Origin of the sequence: Ensifer sp. (genome assembly GCF_031989085.1) — a bacterium.
Classification (GTDB): domain Bacteria; phylum Pseudomonadota; class Alphaproteobacteria; order Rhizobiales; family Rhizobiaceae; genus Ensifer.
Genome location: NZ_DALZXU010000001.1, coordinates 775,218 through 793,649 on the forward strand (window position 1 = coordinate 775,218; position 18,432 = coordinate 793,649).

An 18,432-nucleotide genomic window follows, 5' to 3' on the forward strand; every position below is an offset into this window, starting at 1 on the left:
ATGGCTCACGACTCCGAGAAGAAACAACGTCTGCATTTGGTCTTTGGCGGTGAACTGACGACGCTCACCGATGTTCATTTCCGCGACCTGGACAAGCTCGATATCGTCGGCATTTTTCCTGACTACGAAAGCGCCCATATCGCCTGGAAGTCGAAGGCGCAGATGACCGTCGACAATGCCCATATGCGGTATTTCATCGTTCACATGCATCGCCTGCTCGACCCGGAAAACGATTGATGCCGATGCCGAGGGCATGCGTGGCGCGTTGCTGCGCGCTCGCTGCATCTGACCTTCGCCCGGAATTTCCACTGGGCGAGGGCCTGACGCCATGAGCAGCTTTCGCGCCCGGCTGGCGCTTTCCAGCTATCGCTGGATTGGCTCGGCAATCTATCCGTTCGTCTGGTCCTATCTTGCCCTGCGCGCTGCCAAGGGCAAGGAGGATCCCGCGCGCCGCCGCGAGCGGTATGGTCATGCCAGCGTTGCCAGGCCGCAAGGCCCGCTCGTCTGGTTCCATGCGGCAAGCGTCGGAGAGACCAATGCGGTCATCCCGCTGATCAAGGAGATCCATCGGCGCGGCATCAATGTGGTTCTGACCACCGGCACGACGACTTCGGCGCGGGTGGCGGCAGGTCGGCTCGGCTCGGCGGTCATTCACCAGTACGTGCCGCTCGATTTCAAGCCGGCGGTCAATCGCTTTCTCGAATACTGGCAGCCGGATCTTGCCATCATCGCCGAATCCGAGATCTGGCCGATGACGATCCTCGAACTTGGTCGGCGCCACATCCCGCAGGTTCTGGTCAACGGCCGACTTTCCGACCGCACGTTCGCGCGCTGGAAGAAGCGGCCGGCGCTTGCCGACGCGCTGTTTGAAAACCTCGCGCTCGTCATCGCCCAGTCTGATGTCGATGCCGAACGTTTTCGCACGCTGGGCGCGCTGCCTGTGATGGTATCGGGCAATCTGAAGGTGGATACCGATGCGCCGCCGCACGATCCGCAGGCGCTGAAGGAATATCGCCAGCAGATCGGCACGCGCAAGACCTGGGCGGCGATCTCGACCTTCGACGGCGAGGAGTCGGCCGCCGGCGTCGTGCACCGGGCGCTCAAGGAGCGCACCGGCCTTCTGACCATCGTCGTACCGCGGCACCCGGAGCGCAGCGACGCGATCGAGGCGGCGCTGACGGCCAAGGGCCTGAAGGTCGCGCGCCGCACGCGCCGCGATCCTCTGACGCCCGATGTCGACATCTTTCTCGGCGATACGATCGGCGAGATGGGGCTTTATCTGCGCCTGACGGAGGTCGCCTTTGTCGGCCGTTCGCTGTTTGCGGAAGGTGGGCAGAACCCGCTGGAACCGGCCATGCTCGGCTGCGCCGTTCTTTCGGGCGGCAATGTCCAGAACTTTCGCGAGACCTATCAGATGCTCGCCAAGAACGGCAGCGCCAAGATCGTGCGCGACGTCGAGATGCTGGCCAAGGGTGTCAACTATCTGCTCGCCAACGACGACATGCGTCGCTCGATGATCGATGCCGGCCTTGAAACCGTGCAAGAGATGCGGGGCGCTCTGTCCGCGACGATGAAGGGATTGGAGCCCTATATCAATCCGCTCGTCGTCAAGGCTCGGCTCGAGCCGCGCAACGACCTCTGAGCGCACCGGGAGACGTGAGATTACCATGAGCGCACCGACAGCCATTGCCGGCATCCTGTTCGACAAGGACGGGACGCTGCTCGATTATGCCAAGAGCTGGGTGCCGGTGAACTACGAGCTGGCGAAGATCGCCGCCAAGGGCGATGAAGCGCTGGCTCGCACCTTGCTCGAGGCGGGCGGGATGGACGCGGATACCGGTCATGTCCTGCCCGACAGCCTGCTGGCGGCCGGTAATACAGTCGAGATCGCCACCGGCTTCGTCGCGGCCGGTGCGCCGTTCACCGTGGAGGCGTTGACGACGCTGCTCGACGGGTTGTTTGCCCGTTCGGCCGAATATGCAGTGCCCGTCACCGACCTCGGCTCGTTCTTTGCCGGCCTGCATGCGAAGGGCTATCGCCTCGGCGTCGCCTCCAGCGACAACGAACGCTCAATCCGGGAGACAGCCCGGCGCTTCGGTTTCGACAGCTACCTGCACTACGTTGCAGGCTACGACAGCGGCTACGGCGTCAAGCCGGAGCCTGGCATGGTGCTTGGCTTCTGCGCCGCCACGGGGCTCGATCCGCAGCAGGTCGTGGTCGTCGGCGACAACAATCACGACATGCATATGGGCCGCAACGCCGGTGTTGGTATGACCGTCGCTGTGCTGACCGGCACCGGCTCGCGCCAGTCGCTGGCCGCTGCCTCCGACCACTGCCTGGCCGATATCACCGAGCTTGAGGCCGTCCTCTAGGTTTTCCATCGAACCTGTCGTCCATTGCCACGGGGTAGCAACCGCTGCCGCATGGCCGGATGGCGGCGAGGAGAAACACCGACAGGTAAGCCAAACGCCGAACACGGGCTGCGTGGCAGGTCGCGCAACCGCACAAATGTCGGGGAACGGCTCGCCGTGCGTCGGCTGAAAAGCGGATTTCCGGACTGGAATGCCGTCGATCTTCATGTGGAAACCCGGGATCGCAGCGGGATCACCGGGTCTGGCGCGCCAGCCATTGTCTTGTGCCGCTTGCCTTTTTCCGCGTTCTGACGTTTTTTGTCGGCGAATACGCCGTCGCCGGTTTTTTGGGGCAGCGGCAAAGATAGGCATCGTCCTTCCCGGAAGGACCAGGCGGGGGCCGCGGAAACAAAGATGGTATCGGAAGCGCCGCCGTTCTGGTGGACCAAGGCGGACTGGCGTGCCCGGGCTTTGTGGCCGTTTTCCTGGATCTACGGTCGGGTTGCTGGCCTGCGCATGGATCGTGCCCGCAGGGCATCGGTGCCTGTTCCCATCATCTGCATCGGCAATTTCACGGTCGGGGGCGCCGGCAAGACGCCGACGGCGATCGCACTTGCGCGCGCCGTCAAGGCGAAGGGCCTGAAGCCGGGCTTCCTCAGCCGCGGTTACGGCGGTTCGCTGGATGTGACGACCATCGTCGAGCCGGAACACCACCGCGCGCGCGACGTCGGCGACGAGCCGCTGCTTCTGGCGCGTGAAGCGTTGACCGTCGTCTGCCGACGTCGCGTCGATGGCGCCCGCCGGCTGGTGGCCGAAGGCGTTGATATCATCATCATGGACGACGGATTCCAGAGTGCCCGCTTGACGTTCGACTTTGCGCTGCTGGTCATCGATTCCCGCCGTGGCATCGGCAATGGCTTCCTGGTGCCGTCAGGCCCTGTGCGCGCGCCGATCTCCAATCAGCTGCGCCACGCGACCGCCCTGTTGAAGATCGGAGACGGGGTAGAGGCGGACGCCCTGATCCGCCGTGCCGCACGGGCCGGCAAGCAGATCTACGAGGCCGAGGTCGTGCGGCTCGACGACGGTTCGCTGAACGGCGTCAAGGTGCTGGCCTGGGCCGGCATCGCCGACCCGGAGAAATTCTATCGCACCGTGCGCGAGACCGGTGCCGTCATCGAGGAAACCCGCAGTTTCCCCGATCACCATCATTTCTCGGGCGACGAGATATCGGAACTGCTCGACCGTGCAGCGGCACTTGGCTGTGTCCTCGTGACGACCTCCAAGGACATGGTTCGCCTGGAGCCCGGCCACGGGCGGGCAGCGGAGCTGGCAGCGGCGAGCCGGGTGATCGAGATCGACGTCAGCTTCGACGACCCCTCGGCACCGGCAAAGATCGTGGCGACAGCGTTGTCGGCCGCGCGCGCCCGCAAGCTGCGGGAAGCGGAGCGGAAATGAGCTTCTGATCGGCATTGCGGCGTTTCCGTCCACGACGGATCACGCGCGCGTCTGATCTCGCTCGTTCGGTCCTGTCGCGGTGGGCATCGTTTCCAACCGCTTCCGGAAATGGACTAGCGGCGCTGGTTTGGCAGGGCGCCTGCGCGCTTCTCGGCCTCGAGCGACGCTTCAGCATCGACATAGGGCTCCTGCCGGGCAACGCTCCAGTAGCGCAGTTCGTCGACCGGGATGGTCTTGCCCGTCATCGCGCAGACGACGTGCGAGCCGGCGAGAACGATCTGGAAGTCGCCGTCGAGATAACGGATCTTCGCTTCGCGCGACGCGCTTCCTTCAAACCGGTTCATCATTGTCGGAGCCTATTCTGCCTTCTTGGTCTGATCTCTGATCTAGCTCGCCACCCGGCAAAATGCCAGCGTATTTCATCGCCTCGTGCCTGCGCGGTCAGCTCCTGCCGAACAGTCGCTCGATGTCGGAGAGCTTCAGCTCGATATAGGTCGGACGCCCATGGTTGCACTGGCCGGAGCCGGGCGTCGCCTCCATCTGGCGAAGCAGCGCGTTCATCTCCTCGGTGCGCATCCGGCGGCCCGAGCGGACCGAGCCATGGCAGGCCATCGTCGCGGCAAGATATTCGAGCCGGCTCGCCAGGCCGCTCGCCGTGTCCCATTCGGCAATCTCGTCGGCGAGCTGGCGCACGAGGGCCGTAGCGTCCATCTCGCCGAGCATGGCCGGCGTCTCCCTGACCGCGATGGCGCCAGGCCCGAAGCGCTCGATCCCGAGGCCGAGGCGCGAAAGCTCGTCCGCATGGGTCATCAGCCGGTCGCAGTCGTCCTCCGAAAGGTCGACGATCTCCGGGATCAGCAATGCCTGCGCGGCGACGGGCTTGGAATGCAGCGCCGTGCGCATCGTCTCGAACACCAGACGTTCGTGGGCGGCGTGCTGGTCGACGATGACGAGGCCATCCTGCGTCTGCGCGACGATGTAGTTTTCGTGCAGCTGGGCGCGCACCGCACCCAGCGGAAACGACTGTGGTGCCGGCGTGTCGGCAATCGGCCGCTCGGGCTCGCTCAAGGGGGGCGATGCGGTGCGGGCCGACGGCGCCGAGAAGGCGGCAAAGCTCGCCTGCGGCGTCTCGGACAGGCCGCGCACGATCGTATCGAAATGCGTTGGCCGGGAAGGCGAGGTCTCCGCGCTCCACGGCTGCTGCGGACGGTACTGCCCCGAGCGAAATGCCTGCATCATGCCGCTTGCGCCCGTCGTTGAGGCGCGATCGCCTTCGCGCGCCAGGGACTGGCGAATGGCGCCGATGACCAGCCCGCGCACGAGGCCCGGATCGCGGAAGCGGACGTCCGATTTTGCCGGATGCACGTTGACGTCGACGAGGGCCGGATCGAGCGTGATCGACAGCACGGCCACGGGATAGCGGCCGTGTGGTATCGTTTCGGAATAGGCGGCGCGAATGGCCGACAGCAGCTGCTTGTCCTGCACCGGGCGCCCGTTGACGAACACATATTGCTGCAGCGAGTTGCCGCGGTTGTAGGTTGGCACGCCGGCAAAGCCGGTAAGCTCGATGTCCTCGCGCTCGGCATCGATCTCGATGGCGTTGTCGCGAAAATCCTTGCCGAGCACTTGCGCCATGCGGGCGAGCCGGTCGTCGCCGGTGGCCGGAAACTCCAGTGTCGTGCGGTCCGATCCCGACAGCACGAAGCGCACCTTCGGAAAGGCGATCGCCATGCGCCGCACGACATCGGAGATCGCCGATGCCTCGGCCTTTTCCGACTTCATGAATTTGAGCCGGGCGGGCGTGGCAAAGAACAGGTCCCGCACCTCGACGACGGTGCCGGTGTTGGCGGGCGACGGGCGCACGGGGTCTGTCTTGCCGCCGGCAATTGTGATGATGGCGCCTTCGGTTGCGCCGGCCGTGCGCGTGGTGATCGAAAGCCGGGAGACCGATCCGATCGAGGGCAGGGCCTCGCCGCGAAAGCCGAGCGTGCGGATATCGAAAAGGTTGTCGTCGAGCTTCGAGGTGCAGTGCCGCCTGACGGCCAGCTCCAGATCCTTGGGCTGCATGCCGGCGCCGTTGTCGGTCACCCTGAGCAGCGTCTTGCCGCCTCCGGCGGTGGCGATCTCGATCCGGGTCGCGCCGGCATCCAGCGCGTTCTCGATCAGCTCCTTGGCGGCGCTGGCCGGTCGTTCGATGACTTCGCCGGCGGCGATCTGATTGATGAGGGTTTCGGAGAGCTGCTTGATGGCCATCGCCTATTTTCCCGGATTCGCCGGCGGAACGGAAGCGAAATTAAAGGTCCATCCCCGTTCGCGTGCCTGGAAACTGGGCCTTTGCTTGTGCAACCAGTTGGTGCACCCAAAATTGAGGCGGAGATTTAATTGCCCCTTAATATTCTGCTGCGATTTTCCACAACAACCTGAATGATCACGGGTTTTGTCTTTGGAGCACTGCGGCGTTGCTGGACGTCGCATCCACCCGCTCGAAGAGACGCCTTTCAAGGCCACCCCAGCATGTCCCGAAATGAAACCGCCGCAGGGGCGAGTGAGGACAGCGCAATGAACGATGGGGCGCCGAACGGCGCGGACATCAACAGGATCATTCTCGAGGCGAGCAGCGATGCGCTCGGCTTCGCGATGCTTGTCTGCGGGCGGGACGACACCATCCTCTTTGCCAGCCGCACCATGCTGCAATATTTTCCCGTGCCCGCCGAGATGCTCCTGCCCGGCACGCGCCTGCGCGATTTTCTCGGCGCCGTCTATGACACGGGCGTTCGCCCGGGCACCGTGCCCGAGAACAGCCGTCGTCGCACCAACCGCGAAGACTGGATTGCCGAGCACATGGCACTGCACTGGCGCGAACGCTATGAAAACGTCGAGCGATCCGGCCGCACCCGATGGGTGTCGATGCGAAAGCGCCGTCTCTCCAGCGGCATCGGCATCCTGTCGATCACCGACGTCTCCGACCAGAGAAAGCGCGACGAGCAGCTGCAGACGGATCTCGAGCGGGTCGAACTGACCGAGGAGATCCTCGACGCCCAGCCCAATCCGATCTGCGTCAAGGATCGCAATCTCAATTACATCGCGGTCAACAAGGCCTTCTGCCTCATCCACGATCTCTCCCAGGAGGCTATCCTCGGGCGCTCCGCCTGGGATCTGGTCGAGAGCGACCTTGCCGAACGGTTCGAACAGTCCGACCGGCGCGTGCTTGAAACCGGAAAGCCGCATTCGGAGGCCGAAAATATCGTTCGCGCCGATGGCAGCGACCTTTGGGTTCTGACCCGCAAGTATCGCGTCGGCATGCCCGGCCGCCATTTCGTCGTCACCTGCATGAACGATGTCACCGACATTGCCGGCTGGCATCATGGGGCACAGGACGGCTCGCTTCCCGCCAGCCTGCAGATCAACGATTACAGCATTTTTGCGCCGGCCCAGAATTTCTACGATCCGTTCCGGGCGCTGAACGTACAGCAACTGGTCGAGGCTGGTTCGATGATCGAGACCCTGCCGGCGCGGGGCTTGCGCGTGCTGCTTGCCTCCGCCGACCGCCCGACGGAGGAACGCCTCGTTGCCCGGTTGCGTGGCTCCGGCCTCGAGGCTTGCGCGGTGCGCAATATCGACGAACTGACCGCTTTCGGCATGGCGGCCGAAAGCGCAGGATTGAAGCTCGATATCCTTTTGCTCGACAGCGACTTTCCGGACGGTCAGCACGTCGCGTCCGCGTGGCGCAATTGCCCTGTTGTCACCGTGACGGCGGATGAGGATGCCGGTGCCGTGCTGGCGGAAGTCTTTCGCGTTTGTGCCGAACGCCCGCACGCCCCGCCGCTGCTGCAGTCGGACTGGTCGCTTTCCTTCGATGCGGAGGACGTCACTGCCGTTGCGGCTCCGGTCTCCCATGTTGACGTGCTCGTCGCTGAAGACAATCAGATCAATCAGTTCGTCTTCACACAGATCCTTGAGGGGCTCGGCGTATCCCACCGCATCGCCGCCAACGGCCGCGAGGCGGTCGAACTCTGGCATGAGCTTCAGCCCGCTCTGGTGCTGATGGATGTGTCCATGCCGGTCATGAACGGTTTCGACGCGGCGGTTGCGATCCGCACCGCGGAAAAGACCAAGGGGCGCAAGACGCCGATCATTGCGGTCACGGCGCATGCCCTCGATATCGACCTGCAGCAGAGCAAGGCGTCGGGCATGGATGATCACATCATGAAACCGGTCAGTCCTGATATGATCGAGGCCGTTTTGCGCAAATTCATGCCGGCAAAGGCGATGCGAACGACAGGTTGAGCAAAAACCGTGTCAACTCGCTAGAATTGGGGATGTCGATGGCAAATCTAGGAGCGGGGCGATATCGGATTGTTAACCGCCGATTGCGATCTTCTGCACCGTAGAGCCAAAAAGTGTAGAGCCCCGCCGGAATGCATCGCAGCCCCATAGCCATTCAAGCCCAGACCCTGCCGGAAGCGCACTGCCGTCCTGCGGGCGGGGAGGATGCGCGGGATGTGCTGATGTCCGACCCGCGCCGCTCGTTTGTAGCTTGGGCGATGGGCCGATGATCTCAGGCGAAACACCCTATCATCGGATCGGCAGGGAGCCGCCTGTTGCCAGTTCGGTCGACCCGTTGACCGGGCTTGGCGATGCCCGTCAGTTGCGCAAGACCTTTTGCGATCTGGCTGAAGAGCGCGCCAGCGATCCGGCGCCCTTTACCATCGGCCTTGCCAACATCGATGGTTTCAAGCCGATCAACGACCTCTTCGGTCCGCAGGCCGGCGACGAAATCCTTTGCCAGGTTGCTCATCGGTTGAAGGCCTGCGCGCCGGAAGGCGCGACGATCATCCGCTCGGAGAGTGACGAGTTCGCCTTCGTCCTGCCGCTCGTCTTCGAGCGCAAGGGCGCGGAAAAGGTCGGCCAGATGCTGAAGGAGGTGCTGTCGGCACCCTTCGATCTCGGCGACCGCAACGTGCGCCTGTCTGCGTCGTTCGGCTTTGCGGTCTATCCCTTTGCCGGTGAAGTCTTCGAGGATCTGCTGAAAAGCGCCGATACGGCGCTCTACCGTTCCAAGCGTCGCGGTCGCGGTCAGATCACCGTCTATTCGCAGGAAATCGCCCAGGAGATGAAACGCGCGACGCAGCTTGAGCAGGCGCTGCGCAATGCAATCATCGCCAACGAGGTCGATGTGCATTTCCAACCGATCGTCGATCTGCGCAACGACGCGGTTGTCGGTTTCGAGGCGCTTGCCAGGTGGTGCGACGCCGACCTCGGCTATGTCTCGCCGGCCGTCTTCGTGCCTTTGGCGGAAGAGCGAGGCTTCATCGAATCGCTTGCCGAGACGCTGCTGCGCAAGGCGGCACATGCCGCTCTGTCCTGGCCGAAAGAGTTGTTCCTGTCTTTCAATCTGTCGTCTGCACAGCTGATGGACCCGGCGACCAGCACGCGCCTGCTGACGATCATCAACCAGATCGGACTGGACCCGCGACGGCTGGAGCTGGAAATTACCGAGACGGCCGTCATGGCCGATGCGGAAACCGCGCAGAAGATCGTGACCGAGCTTCGCGCAGCCGGGGTCCGCGTCTCGCTCGATGATTTCGGCACCGGCCAGTCGAGCCTCGGGCGCCTTCGCGATTTCTCGTTCGACAAGGTCAAGATCGACCGGGCTTTCGTGTCGCGGATTTCGGCGGACCGGGCCTCCGAGCATATCATCAAGGCCATCGTCTCCATGTGCGAAGGCCTCGAGCTTGAGGTCGTTGCCGAGGGCATCGAGGATTTTTCCGAAGCATTGAAGTTGAAGGCGCTCGGCTGTGGCATGGGGCAGGGCTACTTCTATGGCAAGCCGGCCGATGCCGTTGCGACGATGCGCTATCTCTCAGACCGCTATCGCGAGGTTGCAGCGCAGCTTTAGGCCAGGAGGAAGATCGTCAGTCAGCGATGATCTCCGTCCGTTTCCGCGTGCCTTCCGCCAGCAACCAGTCTCTCACCCGCCGCGCCTGATTGTTGAGCTCGCGCGAGCGCGGCCAGACGACGTAGAATGCCAGTCCGGTTTTCAGCACATGGCTTCCGACCGGCACAAGCGCGCCGGAGCGAACCTGCGGATCGGTCAGATGCTCCCAGCCGAGCGCCACCCCTTCGCCCGACAACACCGCCTGGATCACCAGAACATAATCGTTGATCGCCAGGCGCCGGGCCTGCGGCGGGTACGCGAGGCCGGCGCTGGCAAACCACTCCGTCCAGTCGCAGGCGCGCCGCACCGGCTCCTCCAGGTGAATGAGGTTGTGGCGCAGGAGCTCGGCCGGCGTGCGCGGCAAGCCGTGCTGCTCGATATAGGCTGGCGTTGCAACCGCATTGACGACTTCGTCCGCCAGGAGGGCTGCATGGTAGCGCGGCCAATGGCTCGGGTCGCCGCCGCGAATGCCGAGCGGGATCGGCTCCTCGTCGAGGTCGAGGTCGCGCACGCTCGTCTGGATCCTCAGATCGATCTCGGGCAGGTCTTCGCGCATGCGGTTGAGGCGCGGCAGCACCCACATCGAGGCAAAGGCGGTCGAGGCCGCAAGTGTCACATTGGTCTCGCGCCCCTTGGAGCGGATGTCTTCCGCCGACTTCTGGATGCGCGACAGGCCGACGGAAACGTCGGCGTGAAACTTCTCGCCCGCCTCGGTCAATTCGACGGCGCGATGGACTCGGTGGAAGAGCGGTACGCCCAGCTGTTCCTCGAGGCCGCGAATGGCATAGGAGACGGCCGCCTGCGTCATGCCGAGCTCGTTGGCGGCGCGGGTGAAGTTCTGGTGGCGGCCGGCTGCCTCGAATACGATGAGGCTTGCGGCCGACGGGAGCAGGCGACGTAGATTTTCCATAACTTGAGCTTATTGCAAAGCTCAATTTTTTCCAGCGTTACAACGCATTTTTTCGCCAATACCATCATCTCAAATGATGGGAGAACGGCGATGGAAATGACGGCTGTGGCAGCGGGCGAAGCGCCGAGACGGACACGAGGCTCAAGGCCGCATCGCGGCGGTACAGCGACCAGGGATCTTGGTGTCCCCTACATCGTCCGCAACATTCCGACCTACGATATCCTGAGCGAGGGCAATCTGCTGCGGATCGAGGCGATTGCCGACCGCATCCTCGCTGAAGTCGGCATCGAATTTCGTGACGATCCGGCGGTGCTTGATCACTGGAAGCGCGCCGGCGCCAAACTCGACGGCTGTCGGGTGACGTTCGAACCGGGCATGCTGAAAGAAATCGTCAGCTCCGCGCCGCGACAGTTCACCCAGCATGCCCGCAACCCCGCCCGCAGCGTCGAGATCGGCGGCAAAAATGTCGTGTTCTCACCCGCCTACGGCTCCCCCTTCGTCACCGACCTCGACAATGGCCGCCGCTATGGCACGATCGAGGATTTCCGCAACCTGATCAAGCTGGCGCAGTCGAGCCCGTGGCTGCATCATTCGGGCGGCACGATCTGCGAGCCGGTCGACGTGCCGGTGAACAAGCGCCACCTCGACATGGTCTATAGCCACATCAAGTACTCCGACCGGGCCTTCATGGGCTCGATCACCGCGGAAGACCGCGCCGAAGACTCCATCGAAATGGCCCGCATTCTCTTCGGGCGCGATTTCGTCGATGAGAACTGCGTCATCCTCGGCAACGTCAACGTCAATTCGCCGCTCGTCTGGGACGGAACGATGACGAAGTCTCTGCGGGCATATGCCCGGGCAAACCAGGCGGCGGTTATCGTGCCCTTCATTCTCGGCGGCGCCATGGGCCCTGTCACCAACGCCGGGGCGATCGCGCAGTCCTATGCCGAGACGCTCGCCGGCTGCGCCTTGACCCAGCTGGAACGCAAGGGTGCGCCCGTGATCTTCGGCAACTTCCTGTCGTCCATGTCGTTGCGCTCCGGTTCGCCGACATTCGGCACGCCGGAGCCGGCGATTGGCAGCATGGTCGTCGGCCAGCTGGCGCGTCGGCTCGGCCTGCCGCTGCGCTGCGCCGGCAACTTCTCCAATTCTAAGCTGCCGGACGCCCAGGCGATGCAGGAAGGCGTGATGTCGATGCTGTCGGCAGTCCATTGCGGCGCCAATTTCATCTTGCACTCGGCCGGCTTCGTCGACGGGCTCCTGGCCATGTCCTACGAAAAGTTCGTCATGGACACGGACTTCTGCGGTGCGCTGCACTCCTATCTCGCCGGCGTCGTCGTCGACGACAATTCGTTGGCCATGGATGCCTTCCTGCAGGTGGGGCCGGGCAGCCACTTCCTCGGCTGCGACCACACGATGCGCAACTACCAGACCGCATTTTGGGATTCCGGGCTGTCCGACAACGAGCCGTTCGAAAAATGGACGGAGGAAGGCGGAACCGATATGGCGCAGAGGGCAAACCGCAGCTGGAAGAAGACGCTTGTCGAATACGAAGCGCCGCCGCTGGACGTGGCAATCGACGACGCTTTGATCGACTATGTCGCCCGGCGCAAGGACAGCATGGCGGACGCCTGGTACTGAACTTTGGCCAACCGCAAGGGACGCGAACAACACCGGTAATTATGGAGTGCCCCTGTCCGCACCCGGCAGGTGGCGCTCAAGGGAACAGACATGACGCTGCCGAAAGACCCGCTGCTCCAGCCCTACCACCTGAAACACCTGACGCTCAAGAACCGGATCATGTCGACGGCGCACGAGCCGGCCTATTCCGAAGATGGCATGCCTAAAGATCGGTACCGCCTCTACCACCTGGAGAAAGCCAAGGGTGGCATGGCCCTGACGATGACGGCGGGCTCGGCCATCGTCTCGGAGGATTCGCCGCCCGCCTTCGGCAATCTCCACGCCTATTCCGACGAGATCGTGCCCTGGCTGAAGAAGATCGCCGACGACTGTCATGAGCACGACACCGCGGTGATGATCCAGCTCACCCATCTTGGCCGGCGCACGGGCTGGAACAAGGGCGACTGGCTGCCAGTCCTCTCGGCCTCGCCGGTGCGCGAGGCGGCGCATAGGTCATTCCCGAAGGAAATCGAAGACTGGGACATCGAGCGTATCGTCGCCGACTATGCGACGGCTGCGGCCCGCATGCAGGCGGCCGGCCTTGATGGTATCGAGCTCGAGGCCTATGGCCATCTGATGGACGGTTTCTGGTCGCCGGCGACCAACCAGCGCGACGACGATTTCGGCGGGTCGCTCGATAATCGCCTGCGCTTTACCCACCTGGTGCTCGATGCGATCCGCACATCCGTCGGACCGGACTTTATCGTCGGCATGCGCATGGTCGCGGACGAGGATTGGGACAAGGGCCTTTCGAAGGCGGAGGGCATCGAGATCGCCCGCCGTCTGGCAAATTCCGGCAAGGTCGATTTCCTCAATGTCATTCGCGGCCACATCGACCATGACGCGCCGCTCACCAAGGTAATCCCGATCCAGGGCATGGCGGCCTCGCCGCATCTCGATTTTGCTGGCGAAGTTCGGGCGGCAACCAAGTTTCCGGTGTTCCATGCGGCCCGCATCGCCGATGTCGCGACCGCCCGCCACGCGATCGCCGAGGGCAAGCTCGACATGGTCGGCATGACGCGCGCCCATATCGCCGATCCGCATATCGTCCGGAAGATCAAGGAGGGCAGGGAGGCCGAAATCCGTCCCTGCGTCGGCGCTACCTACTGCCTCGATCGTATCTATGAGGGCGGCGGCGCACTTTGCATTCACAATGCCGCAACCGGACGCGAGGCCATCGTCCCGCATGTCATCTCAAGGAGCGATGGTGCAAAGCGGAAGGCCATCGTTGTCGGTGCCGGACCGGCCGGTCTCGAGGTGGCGCGCGTGCTGGCCGAGCGCGGCCACGCTGTCGAGATCCTCGAGGCCACTGGTCAGGCAGGCGGTCAGATCCTGCTTGCCCAGCGCAATCCGCGGCGAAGAGAACTGATCGGCATAGTCGACTGGCGGCTGTCGGAGCTGGAGCGGCTCGGCGTGCCCATCCACTACAACGTCTTTGCCGGTATCGATGACATTCAGGAACGCGCGCCCGATCTCGTCGTCGTCGCCACCGGCGGCATCGCGCAGAACCCGGCGCTTGAAGCCGGCGACGACCTGGTCATATCGAGCTGGGATATCATCGCCGGTGCAGTCAAGCCCGAAGGGCCGGTACTGCTCTATGACGACAACGGCGCCCATAGCGGCATGACCGCCGCCGAGCTGATTGCGCGCGCCGGCGTCGAGCTGGAAATCGTGTCGCCCGAGCGCATGTTTGCACCGGAAGTTGGCGGCATGAACCATGTGCCCTATGCCAAGACGTTCGCCGATCACGATGTGCGCGTGACGATCAACACGCGCCTCCGCTCGGTTCGGCGCGAGGGCAACGGGCTCGTGGCGACGCTAGGATCGGACTTTTCAGACAGCGCGTCGAGCGAGCGACGGGTCGCGCAGGTCGTGGTCGAGCACGGCACTGTGCCGATGGATGACCTGTATCGCGAATTGAAACCGCTGTCCCGCAATCTCGGCGCCGTCGACTACAAGGCGTTGCTGCGCGGCGAAAACCCGATTCCGTCGCGCAACCCGGCCGCCGGCTTCGACATGTTCCGCATCGGCGACGCGGTCGCCAGCCGCAACATTCATGCCGGTATCTACGATGCGCTGCGTTATGGCGTTCTGATCTGAAAAAAGAGCGGCGGTGAAAACACCGCCGCTCCATCTCCTGGTCGTCGCTGATCCAGCTTACTGCTGGGTACCCTCAGCCGGTGCCGGCTGCATCGGAGTAGCCGGTGCCGTTCCGGTGGTCGAGGAGGTCGTCGATGCATCAACCGGCTGGTTGGCATTCTGCTCGGCAACCTGCTGCGCCTTGGTCTTGAATTCCGGAGCCGCCTTCAGCGTTTCAGCGGTTTCCGTGGTCGTCAGTTTCAGAGCATCAGTGTTGGCCTGCTCGGAGATCTGGATACGATCGAACGGGACCGCGACATTCTTCTCGCCGAGGCCAAGGAAGCCGCCGACACCGATCACCGCGGCCTCAACGCCGCCGTCCTTCTTGATGATCAGGTCGTTGATCTCGCCGACCTTCTCGTCGCCGGCGTTATAGACGGTCTGGCCGACATAGGTGCTGGTCGCGATCTGGTCGCTGGCCTGCTCGGTTATGTAGGTGCCGTCAGACTGTGCCATGGCTGCAGGCGCTTCGGTGGTCGCAGGCGCGGTCGTCTGGGCCTGGTCCGCAGGGGCCGTCGCATCCGGAGCCGGCTGGATTTCCATGGTCTGCGGTTCAGCGGGCTTAGGCTGGGTCGCGTCCTGTGCGAAGGCCATCGGGGCAAATGCAACACTTGCGATAAGCGCACCGGCCGCAACGGAAGATACAAGTTTCTTGGTCATGTCAAAATGCCTTTCCTTGACGTTGTCGATCAAGGCGCGGTCCTGAGTATCGCCAGGTTTCCACCGCACCGGTGATACCTAAGCAACGCCTCGCGGCAGAAACGGTTCCAGAAAAATTGTGGGCACGGTGCCGGAAATTCAGGAAGTCATGCGGCGAATTCCCGTGGCGAAGGCTTAATATCTTTGGCCCGCGGCGCACGTCATTGGCACATATCCGGGCGCCAGCCCCAGCTCAGCGTATTTTAGTGTTTTATTAATTTCTTCTGTACATTCACACAATCTTGAGTGTTCTTACCTATACTTCCAAAAGCACAGGGAGAGTGTCCTTAACGATATTCCGGCCTGTCGATCTGGACGGTCTTTCATGTTTCTGCCGCAGCGATTTCTCTCGATTTCCCTGATTTCCATCGTGGTGATGGTGTGCCTCGTGTCGATCGAGCGCCGCCTGTTCGGCATCAGCTATTTTTCAGAACGAATGCCCGAGACCGAGCCCTACAACCTCTGGCATGCCTGGGTAGCGCTCAGCCTCTCGCTTGCGGCCATTCACGGGTTTACGCGGGACGCATCCTGCTTCGGGGTGCCGGTGCTTCGGCTCGCCCTACGCCGCGAGTTCGGGGTCTGCATCGGCAGTCTGGCTCTTGCGGTTGCCGTCGCTGTGCTTTTCTGTCTCGATGCAGATACCTTCAGCGCGCTCGCGCGGGAGGACAACGTCTTCGAGTGGCTGTCTGCCCTGCTGATCTTCGCTGCCAGCGCGTTTTTCGCCGCGGCGGCGACCGGTCAGTTGCGGGCGGCGCGCGGCGGAGCGGGTCGCGTGGCATGGCTCGCCGCCGGCGGTGCCGGGGGCTTCGGCCTCGTCCTCTTCGTCGTCGGCATGGAGGAAATCTCGTGGATGCAACGGGTCTTCATGATCGAGACGCCCGGTGCGCTGCTCGCTCTCAACAAGCAGCAGGAGTTGAACCTGCACAACATCTCGACCGGCCTCTCCGAACTCATCTACTATAGCGGCAGTTTCGTGCTGCTGACGCTTGCTCCCTTTATCTGGCTCTATCTCCGCAAGGGTTTTTCCCTCGGGCGGCTTGAAGCTTTTGCTCCAAGTGTGCTGGTGCTTGTGGCAAGCGCTCCGATGGCGGCCTTCAACAGCGACAACTGGAGCATGCTGCCGACCCAGATGATGGTGATGATGACGGTGATCATCCTGCTGGTAATTGCCGATCTCGCGCTGCGGAGTGGGCTCTGGCGCGAGTTCGTCGTTTTGACTGCCACAGCGATCCTGATCGTCGCCATCCAGCAACTGTTCGTGCTCCAGGCGCACAAACTCGTGCGTATCTGGGACCCGACCGAGTACAAGGAACTGTTCATCGCCTTCGGTCTGGCGATCTATGGCTATCAGACCTGGGCGCGCCTGCGGGCATTGGCGCCGACGGCCGAATTGCCCATCGGCCGGCGGGCAATAGCTGGATAGCGGAGATCCCGCCGAACGGGCGGGGTCTCGTTGTCGATGCCCGAGGGTAGCAGTCGCCCTCAGTGGCTTTCGCGCAGAACCTCGCTGCCGCTTGCGCCGACGAGGAAATCGAGGTCCGCACCCTTGTCTGCCTGCAGCACCGTGTCCTGGTAGAGCTTGTAGTAGCCGCGAGTCCATTTCTGCTCCGGCGGCTGCCAGGCGGCCATGCGGGCGGCGAACTCTTCCTCGCTGATCATCAGGTTGAGTTCACCCTTCAGCGCGTCGAGGCGGATACGGTCGCCTGTCTTGACGATCGCGAGCGGACCGCCGGCGTTCGATTCCGGGCTGACATGCAGCACCACGGTTCCAAACGCCGTGCCCGACATCCGGGCGTCGGACACGCGCACCATGTCGCGCACGCCCTTCTCAACCAGCCGTCGCGGGATCGGCATGTTGCCGACTTCGGCCATGCCCGGATAGCCCTTGGGGCCGCAGCCCTTGAGCACGAGGATCGTATCCTCGGTCACCGGCAGATCGGGGTCGTCGATCTTGGCCTTCAGGTCCTCGATCGTCTCGAACACATAGGCCGGCCCCTCATGCGCCAGGAGATGTTCGCTTGCCGCCGACGGCTTGATGACGGCGCCGTTCGGCGCAAGGTTGCCCTTGAGCACGCGAATGCCAGCCGCGGCCCTCAGCGGATTGTCGAGCGGGCGGATGACGTCGTCGTTGAAGACTTCGGCATCTTCCCAGTAGCGGCTGATCGGCATGCCGAAGACGGTGGGCGCATCCGGATGCAGCAGATGCTGGATCCGGTTCATGACCGCCGGCAGGCCGCCGGCATAGGCGAGGTCCTCGATCAGGTACTTGCCCGAAGGCATGCAATTGACGATGCAGGGCACCTGGCCGCCGACCCGGTCGAAATCCTCAAGACAGAGATCGACGCCAGCCCGGCCGGCAATCGCCAGCATGTGCACCACCGCATTGGTCGAGCCGCCGACGGCGGCGTTGGCGATGATGCCGTTCTCGAAATTCTTCCTGGTCAGGATCTTCGACAGGCGCAGGTCCTCGTGCACCATTTCGACGATGCGCTTGCCCGTCATGTGCGACAGCGCCATGCGGCGCGCATCGACGGCTGGAAGTGCCGCATTGGTTGGCAGCGACAGGCCCATCGCCTCGACGATCGAGGCCATGGTGGTGGCCGTGCCCATGGTCATGCACACCCCGGGCGAGCGCGACATGCCGCTTTCGGCCGCCATGAATTCCTGAACACTCATCTCGCCGGCGCGAACGGCCTCCGAGAATTTCCACACGTCGGTGCCGGAGCCGATGTCCTTGCCCTTCCACTTGCCGTTCAGCATCGGGCCGGAGGAGACGACGATTGTCGGCAAGTCCACCGACGCAGCGCCCATCAACTGGCCCGGGGTCGTCTTGTCGCAGCCGCCGAGCAAGACGACGCCGTCGATGCCGTAGGCGCGGATCGCCTCCTCGACATCCATGGCGAGCAGGTTGCGAAACAGCATTGCCGTCGGCCGCATCTGCGTTTCGCCGAGCGAGGACACCGGAAACTCGACGGGAAAGCCGCCAGCCTCCCAGACGCCGCGCTTCACGCCTTCCGCCAGAATGCGCAGGTGGCTGTTGCAGGGCGTGAGTTCCGACCAGGTGTTGCAGATGCCGATGATCGGGCGCCCGTCGAAGACGTGATCGGGAAAGCCCTGGTTCTTCATCCAGGAGCGATGGATGAAACCGTCCTTGTGGGTGCCGCCGTACCAGTGACGGCTGCGCAGTTCTTTCTTCTTGTCGCTCATGCGCGCTTCCTCCTCACCATGCGATCAATCGCGTGGATGAATTGTATGATTTT

General features: G+C 63.4%; 14 protein-coding genes. 9 read left to right on the forward strand and 5 right to left on the reverse strand.

What is annotated here, in order from left to right; all coding sequences use genetic code 11:
- The 4 genes from RTP54_RS03745 (at position 1) to lpxK (ending at position 3,806) form a co-directional block, all read left to right on the forward strand.
- Positions 1-237, forward strand: coding sequence for a DUF4170 domain-containing protein (locus tag RTP54_RS03745; protein WP_077504213.1), 237 nt, complete (start codon positions 1-3; stop codon positions 235-237).
- Positions 238-328: 91 nt separating this feature from the next.
- The gene (gene waaA, locus RTP54_RS03750; protein ID WP_112816800.1) at positions 329-1,642 is read left to right on the forward strand and encodes a lipid IV(A) 3-deoxy-D-manno-octulosonic acid transferase; all 1,314 of its coding nucleotides are present in this window, start codon (positions 329-331) and stop codon (positions 1,640-1,642) included.
- A 25-nt stretch (positions 1,643-1,667) separates the two neighbouring features.
- Positions 1,668-2,372 carry an HAD family hydrolase gene (locus tag RTP54_RS03755; RefSeq protein WP_112808751.1) on the forward strand — a complete coding sequence of 235 codons (705 nt, stop codon included), beginning with the start codon at positions 1,668-1,670 and terminating at the stop codon, positions 2,370-2,372.
- Positions 2,373-2,765: 393 nt separating this feature from the next.
- A complete protein-coding gene (lpxK, locus tag RTP54_RS03760) occupies positions 2,766-3,806 on the forward strand; it encodes a tetraacyldisaccharide 4'-kinase (RefSeq protein ID WP_312361096.1) in 1,041 nt (346 codons plus the stop codon).
- Between the two features lie 113 nt (positions 3,807-3,919).
- Here the strand turns inward: lpxK and RTP54_RS03765 are convergent, their stop codons facing one another.
- Both RTP54_RS03765 and mutL read right to left on the reverse strand, forming a co-directional pair.
- A complete protein-coding gene (locus RTP54_RS03765) occupies positions 3,920-4,153 on the reverse strand; it encodes a DUF2093 domain-containing protein (RefSeq protein WP_112808749.1) in 234 nt (77 codons plus the stop codon).
- Between the two features lie 94 nt (positions 4,154-4,247).
- On the reverse strand, positions 4,248-6,059 hold the full coding sequence (gene mutL / locus RTP54_RS03770) for a DNA mismatch repair endonuclease MutL (protein ID WP_112832701.1): 1,812 nt from the start codon (positions 6,057-6,059) through the stop codon (positions 4,248-4,250).
- Positions 6,060-6,365: 306 nt separating this feature from the next.
- Between mutL and RTP54_RS03775 the strand changes: the two genes are divergently transcribed.
- Positions 6,366-8,093 (forward strand): response regulator, encoded by a 1,728-nt coding sequence (locus RTP54_RS03775; RefSeq protein WP_312361102.1) that lies wholly within the window; start codon positions 6,366-6,368, stop codon positions 8,091-8,093.
- A 265-nt stretch (positions 8,094-8,358) separates the two neighbouring features.
- Positions 8,359-9,705: a putative bifunctional diguanylate cyclase/phosphodiesterase gene (locus tag RTP54_RS03780; RefSeq protein ID WP_112808743.1), complete on the forward strand. Its 1,347-nt coding sequence runs from the start codon at positions 8,359-8,361 to the stop codon at positions 9,703-9,705.
- 16 nt (positions 9,706-9,721) lie between these two features.
- Here the strand turns inward: RTP54_RS03780 and RTP54_RS03785 are convergent, their stop codons facing one another.
- Entirely contained in the window at positions 9,722-10,654 is a 933-nt protein-coding gene (locus tag RTP54_RS03785) for a LysR substrate-binding domain-containing protein (RefSeq protein ID WP_312361105.1), read from the reverse strand.
- 90 nt (positions 10,655-10,744) lie between these two features.
- On the opposite strand from RTP54_RS03785, the gene RTP54_RS03790 reads away from it, so the two are divergent.
- Positions 10,745-12,295: a trimethylamine methyltransferase family protein gene (locus RTP54_RS03790; protein ID WP_312361107.1), complete on the forward strand. Its 1,551-nt coding sequence runs from the start codon at positions 10,745-10,747 to the stop codon at positions 12,293-12,295.
- Positions 12,296-12,385: 90 nt separating this feature from the next.
- Complete coding sequence (locus tag RTP54_RS03795; RefSeq protein WP_312361109.1) at positions 12,386-14,434, forward strand: FAD-dependent oxidoreductase; 2,049 nt, start codon at positions 12,386-12,388, stop codon at positions 14,432-14,434.
- Positions 14,435-14,491: 57 nt separating this feature from the next.
- Here the strand turns inward: RTP54_RS03795 and RTP54_RS03800 are convergent, their stop codons facing one another.
- Positions 14,492-15,133: a PRC-barrel domain-containing protein gene (locus RTP54_RS03800; RefSeq protein WP_112809426.1), complete on the reverse strand. Its 642-nt coding sequence runs from the start codon at positions 15,131-15,133 to the stop codon at positions 14,492-14,494.
- A 364-nt stretch (positions 15,134-15,497) separates the two neighbouring features.
- Between RTP54_RS03800 and RTP54_RS03805 the strand changes: the two genes are divergently transcribed.
- On the forward strand, positions 15,498-16,595 hold the full coding sequence (locus RTP54_RS03805) for a hypothetical protein (RefSeq protein WP_312361111.1): 1,098 nt from the start codon (positions 15,498-15,500) through the stop codon (positions 16,593-16,595).
- Between the two features lie 59 nt (positions 16,596-16,654).
- On the opposite strand, the gene RTP54_RS03810 is transcribed toward RTP54_RS03805, so the two are convergent.
- Complete coding sequence (locus RTP54_RS03810) at positions 16,655-18,379, reverse strand: IlvD/Edd family dehydratase (RefSeq protein ID WP_112808733.1); 1,725 nt, start codon at positions 18,377-18,379, stop codon at positions 16,655-16,657.
- Between the last annotated feature and the right edge of the window lie 53 nt (positions 18,380-18,432).